Annotated in this window: 12 protein-coding genes; 5 read left to right on the top strand and 7 right to left on the bottom strand. The window is 73.1% G+C overall.

Features of this window, described 5'->3' with window-relative positions:
- The first annotated feature begins 209 nt into the window (after window positions 1-209).
- A complete protein-coding gene (locus ACIBA9_RS17375; protein ID WP_399364124.1) occupies window positions 210-1076 on the top strand; it encodes a phosphotransferase enzyme family protein in 867 nt (288 codons plus the stop codon).
- A 94-nt stretch (window positions 1077-1170) separates the two neighbouring features.
- Here the strand turns inward: ACIBA9_RS17375 and ACIBA9_RS17370 are convergent, their stop codons facing one another.
- From ACIBA9_RS17370 to ACIBA9_RS17355, 4 genes are all read right to left on the bottom strand, one after another.
- Complete coding sequence (locus tag ACIBA9_RS17370) at window positions 1171-1893, bottom strand: 3'-5' exonuclease (protein ID WP_399363795.1); 723 nt, start codon at window positions 1891-1893, stop codon at window positions 1171-1173.
- Window positions 1894-2032: 139 nt separating this feature from the next.
- Window positions 2033-3271, bottom strand: coding sequence for an SAV2148 family HEPN domain-containing protein (locus ACIBA9_RS17365; RefSeq protein WP_399363793.1), 1239 nt, complete (start codon window positions 3269-3271; stop codon window positions 2033-2035).
- Between the two features lie 103 nt (window positions 3272-3374).
- Complete coding sequence (locus ACIBA9_RS17360) at window positions 3375-4721, bottom strand: copper amine oxidase (protein WP_399363791.1); 1347 nt, start codon at window positions 4719-4721, stop codon at window positions 3375-3377.
- Between the two features lie 59 nt (window positions 4722-4780).
- Complete coding sequence (locus ACIBA9_RS17355) at window positions 4781-5596, bottom strand: Tat pathway signal sequence domain protein (RefSeq protein WP_399363789.1); 816 nt, start codon at window positions 5594-5596, stop codon at window positions 4781-4783.
- A 200-nt stretch (window positions 5597-5796) separates the two neighbouring features.
- On the opposite strand from ACIBA9_RS17355, the gene glgX reads away from it, so the two are divergent.
- Together glgX and treY are read left to right on the top strand one after the other, a co-directional pair.
- Window positions 5797-7908: a glycogen debranching protein GlgX gene (gene glgX / locus ACIBA9_RS17350; RefSeq protein ID WP_399363788.1), complete on the top strand. Its 2112-nt coding sequence runs from the start codon at window positions 5797-5799 to the stop codon at window positions 7906-7908.
- A gap of 420 nt (window positions 7909-8328) precedes the next feature.
- Window positions 8329-10722 carry a malto-oligosyltrehalose synthase gene (treY, locus tag ACIBA9_RS17345; protein WP_399363786.1) on the top strand — a complete coding sequence of 798 codons (2394 nt, stop codon included), beginning with the start codon at window positions 8329-8331 and terminating at the stop codon, window positions 10720-10722.
- A gap of 75 nt (window positions 10723-10797) precedes the next feature.
- On the opposite strand, the gene ACIBA9_RS17340 is transcribed toward treY, so the two are convergent.
- Entirely contained in the window at window positions 10798-10974 is a 177-nt protein-coding gene (locus ACIBA9_RS17340) for a hypothetical protein (protein ID WP_399363784.1), read from the bottom strand.
- 131 nt (window positions 10975-11105) lie between these two features.
- Between ACIBA9_RS17340 and ACIBA9_RS17335 the strand changes: the two genes are divergently transcribed.
- Window positions 11106-12356, top strand: a complete 1251-nt coding sequence (locus tag ACIBA9_RS17335; protein WP_399363782.1) for a M14 family zinc carboxypeptidase — start codon at window positions 11106-11108, stop codon at window positions 12354-12356.
- 104 nt (window positions 12357-12460) lie between these two features.
- Here ACIBA9_RS17335 and ACIBA9_RS17330 read toward each other — a convergent pair whose 3' ends face one another.
- The gene (locus ACIBA9_RS17330; protein WP_399363780.1) at window positions 12461-12874 is read right to left on the bottom strand and encodes an SSI family serine proteinase inhibitor; all 414 of its coding nucleotides are present in this window, start codon (window positions 12872-12874) and stop codon (window positions 12461-12463) included.
- An 89-nt stretch (window positions 12875-12963) separates the two neighbouring features.
- On the bottom strand, window positions 12964-13533 hold the full coding sequence (locus ACIBA9_RS17325; protein WP_399363778.1) for an FHA domain-containing protein: 570 nt from the start codon (window positions 13531-13533) through the stop codon (window positions 12964-12966).
- Between the two features lie 175 nt (window positions 13534-13708).
- Here ACIBA9_RS17325 and treZ point away from each other — a divergent pair, with 175 nt between their 5' ends.
- Entirely contained in the window at window positions 13709-15457 is a 1749-nt protein-coding gene (treZ, locus tag ACIBA9_RS17320; RefSeq protein WP_399363776.1) for a malto-oligosyltrehalose trehalohydrolase, read from the top strand.
- Window positions 15458-15495 lie beyond the last annotated feature (38 nt).

The following is a 15495-nucleotide window of genomic DNA, read 5'->3' as shown; positions in this document are numbered from 1 at the left end:
GTTGTAAAGGCCCGAGACCTCGTCAAGGGACCGCGCACACGGGCCGACCTGTGCGAATGCGAGACTGACCGGGGAACGACCCGGACCCGGACCCGCGGACCCCGGGAGCGGACCACCCCGGGGCCGGCACGGGAAGACGGCGTCGCGAGGACCGCCCGCGAGGACGCGCGGGAGGTCGGCGCGCGGGAAGACGGCACGGAGGCATGACGATGGACGAGGCACGGGCGCGGGACGTACTGGCGGGCGCGGGGGTGCTGCCGGCGGGCGCGGCCGGGCAGGCGCGGCTGCTCGCCCTCGGCGAGAACGCGGTGTTCGCCGCCGGTGACCTGGTGGTGAAGGTGGGCCGCGACGCCGAGCTGCTGGAGCGGGCCCGGCGCGAACTGGACATCGCCGGCTGGCTCGCCGAGGAGGGCGTGCCGGCGGTGCGGGCGGCTCAGCCGCGGCCCCGGCTGGTGGAGGGGCATCCGGTGACCGTGTGGCATCGGCTGCCCGAGCCGGTGCGGCCGGCCGAGCCGCGGGATCTGGCGCGGTTGCTGCGGATCGTGCACGCACTGCCCACTCCTCCCTTCGTGTTGCCGCCGCGCGCCTTGCTGGGCGGTGTGGAGCGCTGGCTGCGGCTCGCGGGCGAGGCGATCGACCCGGCGGACGCCGCCTTCCTGCGTGAGCGCCGGGACGGTTTCGCGGCGGCCGCGGCGGCGCTGACGCCACGTCTGGCGCCTGGACCGATCCACGGTGACGCGCTGCCCCGCAATGTGCACATCGGGCCGGACGGGCCGGTCCTGGTCGACCTGGAGACCTTCTCCACCGATCTGCGCGAGCACGATCTGGTGGTCATGGCGCTCTCCCGCGACCGGTACGGTCTGCCCACCGAGGCGTACGAGGCGTTCACCGAGGCCTACGGGTGGGACGTGCGGGAGTGGGAGGGCTGTTCGGTGCTGCGGGGCGCCCGGGAGACGGCCAGCTGCGCCTGGGTGGCCCAGCACGCGCCGTCCAACCCCATGGCGCTGGCGGAGTTCCGGCGGCGGGTGGCGTCGTTGCGGGCCGGGGACGAGACGGTGCGCTGGTATCCGTTCTGAGCCGCCACGCGTCCGGGCAGGCCCCCTGGGGTCGGTACCCGCATCGGCCGGTACCCGTCCGACCCGGTACCGCCCGGACCGTCTACCCGCTCTCTCAGACCCGCTCGTCCGCCGGCTCGCGCAGGGGCCACACGCCGTCCACCACCGCGTCCGCGTCGCCCTTGCGGCGCAGGAACGCCTGAAAGTCCGCCGCCCAGGCCGCGTACCACTCGATCTGCCGCTGGTGCAGTTCGGCGGCGCCCAGGGACGCGATCTTCGGGTGGCGGTCGGCTATCGCGTGGGCCAGGCGGGCCGCGGCGAGGGCGTCCGCCGAGGCGTTGTGCGCCGCGTCGAGCGCTATGCCGTACTCGGTGCAGACGGCTTCCAGGTTCCGCTTGCCGCGGCGGTAGCGGTCGACCCAGCGGTCGATGGTGTAGGGGTCGATGACCGGGGCGGGCAGCGCGCCGCCCAGCCGGTCCGCGAGCGACGGCAGGTCGTGGCGGCGCAGTTCGGCGGAGAGCAGGGTGAGGTCGAAGGCCGCGTTGTAGGCGACGACCGGGACACCGGCCTGCCAGTAGGAGACCAGTACGCCCGCGATGGCGTCGGCGACCTGGTCGGCCGGACGGCCCTGCGCCGCCGCTCGCGCGGTGGTGATGCCGTGCACGGCGACCGCGTCGGCCGGGATCTCCACGCCCGGGTCGGCCAGCCACTCCCGGCGTCCGGCGGGCTCACCGGCCCGGACCTCGATCACCGCGCCGGTCACGATGCGTGCCTCGCGCGGATCGGTCCCGGTCGTCTCCAGGTCGAAGCCGATCAGCAGCTCCCGGTGCCAGCCCATGGGCGGCCCCCCTTCTCGTGGTGCTTTCCCCCAGTGGTTCTCACCCTCGCACGCGGCACTGACAATCCGGGGACCGCGTTCCGCTCGCCCCCGCGTGCGGGACCGGCCGTCCGGCCGGTCCGGCTCGCTCGGCAAGGGGTCAGGACACCGGGCGCGAGTCCGCCCAGGCGAGCTCGAACTCCTCGCGGTATGTCGGGAAAAGGCCGGCATTGACCGCATCGTCCGACTTGATCAGTCGACCACCGTTGCGCAGCACGAGGACCGGCGACTCCATCCCCCGGGCCCCGCGCAGATAGGACTGCACCACGGCGATGCCGTCGGCACCGTCGCCGTCGACGAGGTAGGCGGTGAAGCGCGGTGTCTCGTCGTACACCTGGATCTCGAAGGCGCCCGGGTCGCGCAGCCGGGAGCGCACCCGGCGCATGTGCAGGATGTTCATCTCGACCGACCGGCTCAGTTCGCCCCGCTTCATCCCGAGTTCGCGCTCGCGCCGCTTGACCGAGCTGGAGGCCGGGTTGAGGAAGAGCAGCCGCACCCGGCAGCCGGACTCGGCCAGCCGGAGCAGCCGGCGGCCGGAGAAGTTCTGCACCAGCAGGTTGAGGCCGATACCGATGGCGTCGAGGCGGCGGGCTCCGTCGAAGATGTCCTCGGCCGGGAACTGGCGCATCAGCCGCACCCGGTCGGGGTGGACGGCGACGACGTCGGCGTAGCGGTCGCCGACCAGGTCCTCGACGGCGTCCACGGGCAGCCGGCGCGCGGAGGGCACGTCACCGCCCGCGCCGAGCATGTCCAGCAGCCGGGCCGAGGCCCGCTCGGCCTGGCCCAGCACCGCCTGCGACAGGGCCCGGTTGCGGGAGACGACGTTGCGCGTCACTTCCAGCTCGTCCAGGGCGAGTTCGAGGTCGCGGCGCTCGTCGAAGTACGGCTCGAAGCACGGCCAGTGCTGCACCACCAGCTCGCGCAGCTGGGGCAGCGTGAGGAAGCTGAGCACGTTGTCGTCGGCCGGGTCGAGCAGATAGCCCTTGCGACGGCTGACTTCGCGGACGGCGACCGCGCGCTGCACCCACTCCTGTCCGGCCGGCCCCGCCGCGGCGACCACCCAGTCGTCGCCGTGGACGGGTTCGTAGACGGGCCGCAGCACGGCGGCCACGACGGCGCGCAGCCGCTGTTCGACGAGGTTCAGCCAAATATAGGCCCGGCCCGCCCGCTGGGCGCGGGTGCGCACCTCGCGCCAGGCGTCGGCGTCCCAGTCCAGCTCCGGCCCGATGGTCCCCGCGTCCATCGGCCGGGCCAGGGACACCGCGCCGGGCGGGACGTCTGTGGAGTTTCCCTCGTGACCCTCGTCACCAGGGGGCAGCTCCAGCCCTCCCGAGCCCACCCGTGCACCGCCTTCCGCCCCCCGGGCCTTTCCCGTCTCAACGATCAAGGAAGGGTACTCCGCGAGCGGTCGGCGGTGCAGCCGGATGGACAGGTCGGATTTCTCAACTACGCGGCTCGTAGTGCCCGTTCTGCCATGCCAGATCGGCCGGGGTGAGCGGATTCATAGCCGTGACGTCCCGCGGGGCTATGGAGAAGCCCTGCCAGTGGATCGGCATGGGCTGCTGGTCCTCGTCCCGGGCGATGTGGTGGAAGCCCACGTTCATCCAGACCACCGGGTGCGTGAGCGTCTGGCCGTTGACCCACTTGTCGACCGACTTGCCGGCCCCGGCCGGACAGTTGCCCGGATTGTTGCTGGCGAACTTCTCGCACGGGTTGTATTCGGTGAAGTACATGTCGTGCTTCGTGAAGCTGCGGCCGGGGTACTTGGTGGTGGCGCCGGGGACGATCTCGTACGAACGGGCGTGCCCGTCCTTGTTCTTGCCGGTCGCGCTGACCACCCGCCACCAGCGGTAGGTCTTGTAGTCGCCGGCGAGTTCCCTGGTGACCTTGGTGCGGGTGGTCCTGGTGGTGGGGGCCTGCTGCGGCCCGGCCGGCGCCTTGACCGTCGAGTCGTACTGTTCGATCTTCGTCTTCGAGGAGCCGTCGAGGCCGAAGTCCAGGCGCCAGAAGACGTTGTGGCTGTGGCTGGTGGCGTAGGCGTCGGCGCCCTTTCCGATGGGCCAGCCGCGGCCGTCGCGGGCGTCGTAGTCGTAGGGGGAGAGACTGCCGGTGGCGCCGACGTTCATGTTGACGGTGCCGTCGTCCTGGAACCGCCATTCGGTCATGTACTCGTACCAGCCGACCTTGTTGACGGTGTAGACGAGCAGGTCCTTGCCCTGCGCCTGGTAGACCTTGTTCGTGGCGTCCTGCTGCATGCGGTAGGCGTGGCCGCGCGAACGGGTGGTGGTGCACAGGCCCTTGACGTTCGGGTGCCGCGGGTCGCCCTGGGGGACCTTGACGGTCTTGATGGTGCCGCCGGGGCACTCGCCCGGCGCCAGGTCGACCAGGCCCTGGGCGAAGCCGAAGCCGGTCAGGTCGTCGTACTCGACGCTGCCGTTGTCGTAGGGCACGTCGATCTGGGCCAGGCGGGCGCTGTTGAGCACCTTGATGGGCCTGCTCTCGCCCTTGGGCTGGTAGGAGACGTGCTCCAGGGTGAGCCCGGCCTTGCTGTCGTAGCGCCAGCACATCCGCCAGGTGGTGCCGGTGGAGAGTTTCTGCTCGATCCGGTAGGCGGCGCTGCAGTCGGCGGCCGCGGCGGATGCCACGGGCGCCGTGGCGGGCCTGGCGACGGCCGGTCCGGCGCCGGCCGTCGCGCCGGCGGCCAGCGCGGCCAGGGTGAGACCGGTGGCCACCCGCCCGCGGGCACCGCTGATACGGGTACGGGTACGGGTGATTCTGTTTTCGCGCATGAGGAAGTGGCTCCCTTGCAGAACGCGCACGTCGGAAAGGGTGAAGGGGCGGACGGGGCTCAGTGGCCGTCGAGTTCGGCGACCTTGCGGGCGCTCAGGTCGACGATCAGCCACCGGGCGTCGATCCAGGGGCCGTTCTTCACCTTGGGAAACAGCCGCGCGCAACGGTGCTCGCCGCACGCGTCGAGCGCGGCGGGCCTGCCGCCCGGGGTGGCGCGGTAGACGGCACTGCTGAGCAGGAGCTGGTCCGGGGAGGTCAGGTCGTGGCCGGTGGCGTCCTTGTAGTCCGCCTTGAGGCCCGCGCCCAGCGGGTCGGCCAGCAGGATCCGCGCCGCCTCGGCGTTCTCCTCACGGCTCAGCGGCGGCTGCACGCCGTGCTGGCTACCGGACCGTTCGACCTTGCCGGTCGCCAGGTCGACCGTCTTGGTGATGAGCCGGTCCGTCTTGTAGTCGTAGAAGGTGACGTCCGCCCGGCGGGGCGCCTTCGGGTCGTCCAGCTCGTTCGCCTCGGGGTCGGCGAGGTCGGTGCCGAGCCGCTGGAGACCGTGCCGGCCGTCCACGGTCTCGCCCGCGGCCGCCGACGGCCCGGTGAGAGCGATCTTCTCCACGCGGCGGATCTCGTCGTCCGTCAGCGGATCGCGCCCCGTGCCCTTCGCGCCCTCGGCCGGCGCCTGCTCGACGACGCCCGGCGGGGCCGCGCCCGGCCCATGTCCCGCCCAGGCGGCGGCCTGTGCCGCGCCGCCCCGGCTGCCTCCCGTTTCGTCCGCTCCTGCCGTGCCGGGCAGGGTGATCGCGACCATGGCGGCGGTCCCCGCCACCGCCAGGGCCGCACCGGCCACCACCTTGCCCAGGTGGCGGTGCACTATCTCGCGCACATCTTCCCCCTACTCCCCCACACATCCCCGGGAGTACGTGATTGCCCCACTGGTTCGGCGCACGGCGGGTACAAGAGCCGCCGTACACACTGGTCGCTGGGTAAGAGGGACGTAAGTCACGGAAGGTTCCCCCACTTTCGGGGGGGACTCGGCAGTCAACGCGGCCCCTGGGGGGCGGCGCACCTGGGAGAGTCGTGCCCATGCAGGTCTGGCCTGGAGAGGCGTATCCGCTCGGCGCCACGTACGACGGCGCCGGAACCAACTTCGCGGTCTTCACGGAGGCCGCGGACCGAGTAGAGCTGTGTCTGCTGCACGACGACGGCTCGGAGACGGCGGTGGAACTGCGCGAGAGCGACGCGTTCGTGCGGCACGCGTACCTGCCGGGCGTGATGCCCGGACAGCGGTACGGATTCCGCATGCACGGCCCGTACGACCCCGGGCGCGGGCTGCGCTGCAACTCGGCGAAGCTGCTGCTCGACCCGTACGCCAAGGCGGTCAGCGGCTCGGTCCGCTGGGGCGAGGAGGTGTACGGCTACCACTTCGGCGCGCCGGAGCGGCGCAACGACCTCGACTCGGCGCCGCACACCATGACCTCCGTGGTGATCAATCCGTACTTCGACTGGGGCGACGACCGGCCCCCGCGCACCGGGTACCACCACACGGTGATCTACGAGGCCCATGTCAAGGGCCTGACCATGCGGCACCCGGGCCTCCCGGAGGAGCTGCGCGGCACGTACGCGGCGCTCGCCCACCCGGCGATCATCGAACACCTGACGGAGCTGGGGGTGACGGCCCTGGAATTGATGCCGGTCCATCAGTTCGTCAACGACCACCGGCTGGTCGACATGGGCCTGAACAACTACTGGGGCTACAACACCATCGGCTTCTTCGCCCCGCACAACGCGTACGCCTCCTGGGGCGACCGCGGCCAGCAGGTCCTGGAGTTCAAGTCGGCGGTCCGGGCGCTGCACGAGGCCGGGATCGAGGTCATCCTCGACGTCGTCTACAACCACACCGCCGAGGGCAACCACCTGGGCCCGACGCTGTCCTTCAAGGGGCTCGACAACGCCTCGTACTACCGGCTGACCGACGACCCGCGCTACTACATGGACACCACGGGCACCGGCAACTCGCTGCTCATGCGGTCCCCGCACGTGCTCCAGCTGATCATGGACTCGCTGCGGTACTGGGTCACCGAGATGCACGTCGACGGTTTCCGCTTCGACCTCGCGGCCACGCTGGCCCGGCAGTTCCACGAGGTGGACCGGCTGTCGTCGTTCTTCGACCTGGTGCAGCAGGACCCGGTGGTCTCCCAGGTGAAGCTGATCGCCGAACCGTGGGACGTCGGCGAGGGCGGCTACCAGGTGGGCAACTTCCCGCCGCTGTGGACCGAGTGGAACGGCAAGTACCGGGACACCGTCCGGGATCTGTGGCGGGGCGAGCCGCGGGCACTGGCCGAGTTCGCCTCCCGGCTGACCGGCTCCTCCGACCTCTACCAGGACGACGGCCGCCGCCCGCTCGCCTCCATCAACTTCGTCACCTGTCACGACGGGTTCACCCTGCACGACCTCGTGTCCTACAACGACAAGCACAACACGGCCAACGGCGAGGACAACCGGGACGGCGAGAGCCACAACCGGTCCTGGAACTGCGGGGAGGAGGGCGACAGCGACGATCCGGACGTGCTGCGGCTGCGCGCCCGCCAGATGCGGAACTTCATCGCCACGCTGATGCTGTCCCAGGGCGTGCCGATGATCAGCCACGGTGACGAGTTCGCGCGCACCCAGCGCGGCAACAACAACGCCTACTGCCAGGACAACGAGATCTCCTGGGTGCGGTGGCCCGAGGAGGACGACCAGGGTCTGCTGGAGTTCACGCGCGCGATGGTCTGGCTGCGCCGGGACCACCCGGTCTTCCGGCGGCGCCGCTTCTTCCACGGCCGCCAGGTGGAGGGAACGCACGACGAGCTGTCCGACATCGCCTGGTTCACCCCCGAGGGCGGTGAGATGGCGCAGCGGGACTGGGACTCGGCGCCGGCGTCCGCGCTGACGGTCTTCCTCAACGGCAACGCCATCTCCGAGCCGGGCCCGCGCGGGGAGCGGATCACCGACGACTCCTTCCTGCTGATGTTCAACGCCTCCCCCGAGCCGCTGGACTTCCAGGTGCCGGTCGACCACGGAGAGCAGTGGCAGGTCGTGGTCGACACGTCCCGCGCGGACGGCGTCCCACCGGGAACCGGCCCGAAGGTCGCGGCGGGCGACCACCTGACCCTGCCGGACCGCAGTCTCACCGTGCTGCAGCGGCCGGCGTAGAGGATGCGGGGTACGGCACCGGACCCTGCCCGGTGCCGTACCCCGCCGGGCAGGGGCGGCGGGAGCCGGTCGGACGGGCGGGTGTCCGTGCCGGCGCGCCGGTCGGGCACGCGCGCGGGTCGTCCACACCGCCATGGGGGTGATGAGCGCCGTGGCGGGGCACGCCATGGCCGTCGGCAGCCGCCCGAGGAACGACACGCCCGGCAGCGGCGGACCGGTCAGGGCGCTCACCTGGCGGTACGTGTCCCGGGTACGGCCCCGGCCCCGTCCACCGGCGGCGCCGGCCCCCGCCGTACCCGCCCCCGCCCTGCCCGTCGCGTCCGTCCCCGCGCTTCCCGTCGTCCGAAACCATGCACGCGTGCGGGGGTCCGTGCGGGCGTTGATGACACGAAAGACGGCAGGCTGGGTACGTAGGTTCCCATGACTTCTGCGCGACCCGGACCACGGGTGCCCACGGCCACCTACCGGCTGCAGCTCCAGCCCGCGTTTCCCTTCGCGGCCGCCGAGTCGGCCGTACCGTACCTGGCGTCGCTCGGCGTCTCACACCTGCACCTCTCCCCCGTGCTGGAGGCCGTCCCCGGCTCCACGCACGGGTACGACGTCGTGGACCCCGCGCGCGTGCGCGAGGAACTCGGCGGTGAGGAGGGGCTGCGCGCGCTGGCGCGGACCGCGCGGGAGCACGGCCTCGGCCTGGTGGTGGACATCGTGCCGAACCACATGGCCATGGCTCCCCGGCACAATCACGCCCTGTGGGAGGTGTTGCGCGAGGGGCCCGAGTCGCCGTACGCGCGCTGGTTCGACATCGACTGGGCGGCGCAGGACGGCCGGGTGCTGCTGCCGGTGCTGGGCGGCCCGCTCCGCTCCCAGCGCGACCACCTCGTGGTCGACGGCGACGTCCTGCGCTACCACGACCACGTCTTCCCGCTGCGGGCCGGCACCGCGGGGCTGCCCCTGCCGGAGCTGCTCGACGCCCAGTGGTATCGCCCGGTGTGGTGGCGGCTGGCGCGCACCGAGCTGAACTACCGGCGGTTCTTCAGCATCTCCGAGCTGATCGGCGTGCGGGTGGAGGACCCGGAGGTCTTCGACGCCACCCACGCCAAGATCCTCCAGCTGCTCGACGAGGGCGTGGTCGACGGGCTGCGGATCGACCACCCCGACGGGCTCGCCGACCCCGACGGCTATCTCGCCCGGCTGCACGAGGCCACCGGCGGTCGCTGGACGGTGGTGGAGAAGATCCTCGCCGACGGCGAACACCTGCCGGAGACCTGGCCGGTCGCCGGGACCACGGGCTATGACGCCCTGCGGCACGTCGACGGGTTGTTCACGGACCGCACCGGGGCATACGAGCTGCTCGGCCGCTACCGGGCGTTCGCGGCGCCGCAGACCGACCGCGGCGGCAACTGGGAGGCCACGGTCCGCCGGGCCGCCTACAAGGTGCTCACACACGAGCTGGCCACCGAGACCGACCGGCTCACCCGGGTGGCCGTACGGCTGTGCGCCGCCTCACCGGATCTCGCGCTGCGCGACCGGGCGCCCTGGGCGCTGCGCACGGCCCTGGAGGAGCTGCTGGTGCGGATGCGGGTCTACCGGCCGTACGCGGCCGGTGACGCCTCCGCCGTCGTCACCGAGGAGGCCGCGCAGGAGGCCCGGCTGGCCTTCGTCGTCGCCGAGGAGGCGGAGGCGGTCGGGATCGTACGCCGACTGCTGGTCGAACCGCCCGGCGGCCCGTCGGCGCCGGACCACGCCGACCGGGTGGAGTTCCGCGCCCGGTTCGCGCAGACCGCGTCGGCACTGCGCGCCAAGTCCGTGGAGGACACGGCGTTCTACCGGTACGTGCCGCTGCTGTCGACGACCGAGGTGGGCGGAGACCCGGGCAGTCCCGGTGTGTCGCCGGACGACTTCCACGCGTACTGCGCGCGCGTGCAGCGCGACTGGCCCGGCACCGGCACGGTCGTCACCACGCACGACACCAAGCGCAGCGCCGACGTTCGGGCCGCGCTGGCCGTACTCACCGAGTGCCCGGAGCGCTGGGCGCGGTTGCTCGCCGAGGTGACCCGGTCCGAGGGGGGCGTACCGGACGGGCAGCTGGCCTGGGCGGCCTGGCAGACGGTGTTCGGGCTGGGGCCGGCCGAGGAGGAGCGGGTGCGGGCGGCGCTGCTCAAGCACGTGCGCGAGGCGGGCATGTACACCAGCTGGACGGAGCAGGAGGCGCCGTACGAGGAGGCGGTGACGGCCTTCGTCGCCGCGGGGCCGTGCGGTGCGCCCGGCGAGCAGGTGGCGGCGTTCCGCAAGGCGCTGGACCCGCATGTGCGGGCCAACGTCCTCGGCACCGCGCTGGTCCACCTGACCATGCCGGGGGTGCCGGACGTGTACCAGGGCACGGAGAGCGAGTATCGGGCGCTGGTGGACCCGGACAACCGTCGGCCGGTGCCGTACCCGCCCGAGGCGCCCGGCGAGAAGGACGCGCTCACGGCGGCGGCGCTGCGGCTGCGGGCCCGGCGGCCCGAGGCCTTCGGCGTGAGCGCGCGATACGCCCCGCTGACCGCCGAGGGCCCGGCGGCCGGGCACTGTCTGGCGTTCGACCGCTCGGGCGAGGTGATCACCGCGGTCACCCGACTGTCGCTGCGGCTCGCGGAGGCGGGCGGCTGGCAGGAGACACGCCTGCCGCTGCCGCCGGGCCGCTGGGCGGACGTACTCGCCCCGGGCCGCGAGTTCACCGGCCACGCACGCGTGGCGGACCTCTTCGAACAACGCCCGGTGGCCCTGCTGGAACGGGTCGCGGAAGGCGTCACGGAAGGCGTCACGGAAGGCTGAGCCGGGGGCGGCGACCGGCGGCTCGGCGGCCCGACGCCGTGGCCGCCGGGCCGCCGGGACGCCCGCGCCTGTGGCTCATCCGTCCGGGGCCGCGGACGAGGTGGAGGCCTCGTCCGCTCCCGACACCCCTGGAGCGGCCCATGTGGCGCGCAGGAGGGCCACGAAGGCCTCGGCGCCCCCGGTGGGCGACACGCGCGCGTAGACGGCCAGGGAGCGCTTCCAAGACGCGGCCTGCACCAGTAGTGAGCCCACGGAACGCAGTGGCGCGCGAGCCCGCCGGTCACTGCGTCCGGGCGCCCGCGGTGACGGCACGCGCATGCTTGACAGTTCACCCATCCCGTGCGGGACTTGGAGTGCGAAGCCGGTCGGAAACCAAGTCGGGGGTGAGTCTCCTGCCGGAGCTGCGCTACCCCAGTGTTCCCGAACTGGTCTCCTTCGCGTGCGCGTTGGCCGCGCGGGCGCCCGGGCTGTGCACGCTGCGGCAGGTGGGCAGCTCGCGCGCGGGAAGACCCTTGCACCTGCTGTCCGTGGGGCACGCCGAGCGGTCGGTGCTGGTGGTGGCGGGCGCGCACGCCAACGAGCCGACGGGCGGCTCCACGCTGCGGGTGCTCGCGGAACGGGTCCTGTCCGAAAGGGAGTTGCGGACGGACACGTCCTGGCACTTCCTGCTGTGCGCGGATCCGGACGGGGCGAGCCTGCACACGACCCCGGCGCCGCGCAGTCTGCTCGACTACCACCTCGGCTTCTACCGGCCGACGGGCGCGGAGCAGCCGGAGTGGTCGCCGTCGGTGCTGCCGCCGGACCGGCTGCCGCCCGAGACCCGGGCGCTGACCGCCGTCATCGACGAGGTGCGCCCCTACCTCCAGGTGACCCTGCACGGCACCGATCTGGGCGGCAGCTGGGTGCAGTTGACGCGGGACGTGCCGGGCCTCGCGGAACCGTTCGCCAAGTCGGCGGCCCAGCTGCACATCCCGGTGGAGACGGGCGCCTCGGACGCGGCGGGCTGGCCGGCTTCCGGGCCGGGGGTGCATGTGATGCCGGGCCCTGAGTCGGGGGTCGCGTACCCGAGCATGCCGGACGACGCGCGGCGCAGCACCTGGTACCACACGCACCGCCACGGCGGTCTGACGGCCGTGGTGGAGGTGCCGATGTGGGCGAGCGACCTGGTGGACGATCCGGCACCGCACCCGGCACCGGCGGCGGCGATACGGCGCCTGGCCCGGCGGCTGCTGCGGGACTCGCTGGAGGTGGAGCGGATCCTCGCCGAGGCCCTGCCCCGGCTGCACGACGCCGAGGGGCCGTTGCTGCGGGCGGCGCGCTGGGCGCTGGACCTGATTCCGGGCCTGGCGGCGGACTGGACCCACACCGCGCCCGCCGGCACGACCATGGCCTACGTCGGCAGCGTGGACGCCTTCGGGCGCCGTCTGCCGCTGCGGGCGGCGGCGATGCTGCTGCGGGTGCTACGGGAGGCGGACGACGGCGCGGCGCCGGGTCTGGAGCACCTCGTCGCCGACTGGTGCGACTCGTTCGCGGCGCGCTTCAGGGCCCGCTGGGTGCCGCTGGAGCACCAGGTGGAACACCAGTCCCGGACGGTGCTGGTGGCGGCGCAGCAGGCCCGGGAGCAGATGCCGTGAAGCCGCACGGCGGGCGCCCCCACCGCATGGGCCGCGCACGCCGCGGGAGTCGTACGGGGGCCGCGCGGGTGTACGGGGCTCCGGGCGGCGGGGAGCGGTGGCGCTCAGCCGTCGAGAGCGAAGACCGAGCCGGTCCGCGCGGTCATGACGCACCGGCTGGAGTACGTCTCCTGGAACCGCACCGGCCGGCCGTTCCACTCCCCGCGCGCCTGGGCCCTGACCGGGGCCCAGATCATGGAGCAGAAACCGCCGCGGGCCGGGATGCGGTCGATCTCCCCGTCGGCGTCGGCCAGTTCGGCGCAGGCCTGGGCCGCGTGCGCGTGGCCCTGCGGCGGATCGCACAGCAGCAGGGTGCCGCGCGTGTCGCCGGAGTGGGCGTCGCCCCGGGTGACCGTCAGATAGAGCCAGTTGCCGGGGACGGCCGCACGGGACTCGGCCCGGGCCGGGGATGCGGCGAGGAGACCGGCGGCCGCCAGCAGGGCGCCGGCCGTCGCTGTCGCTCTGGTGAGGTGCGTCATGCCCGTTGCATCGGCACGGCGGCCCCGCTTCCACAGTCCCGCTCACCCGATCGGGAGGGTGCGTACGCGCGCTCGACCGGCCGCCGCGCTCACGCCCCGCCGTGGACCCGGGTCGCGGAGAGCCGGAACGCCATCCTGCCGAAGGCGACCTGATCGCCCTCGCGGACGACGACCGAGCCGGTCACCCGGCGGCCGTTGACCGTGGTGCCGTTGGTGGAGCCGAGATCCTTCAGCACCCACAGGCCGCCCTGCCGGCTCAGTTCGGCGTGCGCCCGGGACACCGTCTCGTGGTTCAGCCGCAGCCCGCTGGACGGGTCGCGGCCGATGCGCAGCGGCCCGCCGTGCGCGGGGTGCGGCAGCAGCAGCTTGGGCAGCCGCTCGGCCTGCCAGGCGCGACGCAGCCGTACCGTGAACCCGGAGACGGCCTCGACGGAGCCGAGCACCGCGCGGGAGAGACGGTTCTCCCGGGGCAGGTCGGCGACGAGGGCGGCGAGCTCGTCGGAGCGGCGCGCGGCGAGCGCCAGCTCCATGCGGCGTACGAACGTGTCGTGCGACAGCCGGCCCATGGCGACGCCGTCACGCAGCACCTGCAGCGCCTTGTCCCGCTCCACGTCGGACAGGCGAGCGGGGTAGGTGGAGAACTCGAAGGACGACGTCACGCGAGTGATTGTCGGGCAGTGAACCGCGAGTGTCCAGAAGACGCGGAATCGGTGTGCGGGCGCGGGTCGTTGCGCGACACCCGCTGGGAATGGGCGGATTCGAAAGCGGATCGCCCGCGCGGGCGGCACGATGAGACGCGGGACATCACGGTCAGCAGACGAAGGGGAACCGTCCGTGCAGTTCGAGGTGTGGGCACCGCAGGCAGATCGAGTGACGCTCCATTGCGAGGGCGGTGAGCGCGCGTTGGCGCGTGACACCGTGCGCGTGGGCTGGTGGACGGGAGAGGCGGAGGCGGGGGACGGCGCCCGGTACGGGTTCGCGCTGGACGACGGTCCGGTGCTGCCCGATCCGCGCTCGCGCCGCCAGCCGGACGGCCCCGACGGCCTGAGCGCGGTCGTCGACCACGGCCGGTACGCGTGGCGGACGGCGCAGGAGGCGGGCCGCGGGCTGCCGGGTGCGGTGCTCTACGAGCTGCACGTCGGCACGTACACGCCCGAGGGCACCCTGGACGCGGCCGCCGCACGGCTGGAGCACCTGGTGGAGCTGGGTGTCACGCACGTGGAGCTGATGCCGCTGTGTCCCTTCCCGGGGCGGCACGGCTGGGGGTACGAGGGGGTGTCGCTGTGGGCGGTGCACGAGCCGTACGGGGGTCCCGAGGCGCTGAAGCGGTTCGTCGACCGGGCGCACGAACTCGGTCTGGGGGTCGTCCTGGACGTCGTGCACAACCACTTGGGTCCGTCCGGTAACCATCTCCCGTCGTTCGGGCCGTACTTCACGGACACGCATCACACTCCGTGGGGCTCGGCGATGAACCTGGACGCGCCCGGCTCGGACGAGGTGCGCGCGTTCCTCGTCGGCAGCGCGCTCTCGTGGCTGCGGGACTACCGCGTCGACGGGCTGCGCCTGGACGCGGTGCACGCGCTGTACGACACGCGCGCCCGTCATTTCCTGGAGGAGCTGTCGGCGGCCGTGGACGCACTCGCCGAGGAGTCGGGGCGGCCGCTGTTCCTGGTCGCCGAGTCCGACCTGAACAACCCTCGGTTCATCACCCCGCGCGCGGAGAACGGCCTCGGGCTCGACGCGCAGTGGAACGACGACTTCCACCACGCCCTGCACACCGCGGTGACCGGGGAGGCCCAGGGGTACTACGCCGACTTCGCGCGTGCCCCCTTCGCCGCACTCGCCAAGACGCTCACCGGCGGTTACTTCCACGACGGCACGTACTCCAGTTTCCGGGGCCGGCGCCACGGCCGTCCGCTGGACCGCGCGCGCGTGGCCGGGCACCGGCTGGTCGGCTACAGCCAGACCCACGACCAGATCGGCAACCGCGCCCAGGGCGACCGGCTGTCCGCCACCCTCTCCCCCGGCCTGCTGGCCTGCGCGGCGACGCTCACGCTGACGGCGCCGTTCACGCCGATGCTGTTCATGGGCGAGGAGTGGGCCGCGGGGACCCCCTGGCAGTTCTTCACCGACCACACCGATCCCGAGCTGGCCGAGGCGGTGCGGCGGGGCAGGCGGCGGGAGTTCGCGGCGCACGGGTGGGCCGAGGAGGACGTGCCCGACCCCCAGGACCCGGCGACCCGGGACCGGTCCTGCCTTGACTGGGCGGAGCCGGAACGCGAGCCCCACGCGCGCGTGCTGGACTGGTACCGGAGGCTGATCGCCCTGCGCCACGAGCAGCCCGACCTCACCGATCCCGATCTCGCCGACACGAAGGTGGCGTACGACGAGAAGGCCCGCTGGCTCGCCTTCCGGCGCGGTGACGTACGGGTGGCGGTGAACCTGGCCAAGGACCCGGCGGAGATCCCGCTGGGCACCGGCCGGGTGGAGGTTCTGGCCGCGTGGGAACCGGTCGGGGCACCGGGCCCGACCGGCCTCCTCCAGCTGCCCGGCGAGTCCTGTGTAGTGCTGACGCAGACGTGAGGGGCGGCGGGGGCGAGAGGGGCGGTACGGCTCGGAGG

The sequence above is a fragment of the Streptomyces sp. NPDC051452 genome, assembly GCF_044454765.1.
Taxonomy (GTDB): domain Bacteria; phylum Actinomycetota; class Actinomycetes; order Streptomycetales; family Streptomycetaceae; genus Streptomyces.
Note: the sequence above shows the minus strand (reverse complement) of the source record. Positions and strands in the feature narration are given on the sequence as shown.

Bases quoted from the DNA above. Each gene is read 5' to 3' on its own strand.
- ACIBA9_RS17370 (WP_399363795.1), bottom strand. From the start codon at position 1,893: ATGGGCTGGCACCGGGAGCTGCTGATCGGCTTCGACCTGGAGACGACC.
- ACIBA9_RS17375 (WP_399364124.1), top strand. From the start codon at position 210: ATGGACGAGGCACGGGCGCGGGACGTACTGGCGGGCGCGGGGGTGCTG.
- glgX (WP_399363788.1), top strand. From the start codon at position 5,797: ATGCAGGTCTGGCCTGGAGAGGCGTATCCGCTCGGCGCCACGTACGAC.
- ACIBA9_RS17330 (WP_399363780.1), bottom strand. From the start codon at position 12,874: ATGACGCACCTCACCAGAGCGACAGCGACGGCCGGCGCCCTGCTGGCG.
- treY (WP_399363786.1), top strand. From the start codon at position 8,329: ATGACTTCTGCGCGACCCGGACCACGGGTGCCCACGGCCACCTACCGG.
- ACIBA9_RS17360 (WP_399363791.1), bottom strand. From the start codon at position 4,721: ATGCGCGAAAACAGAATCACCCGTACCCGTACCCGTATCAGCGGTGCC.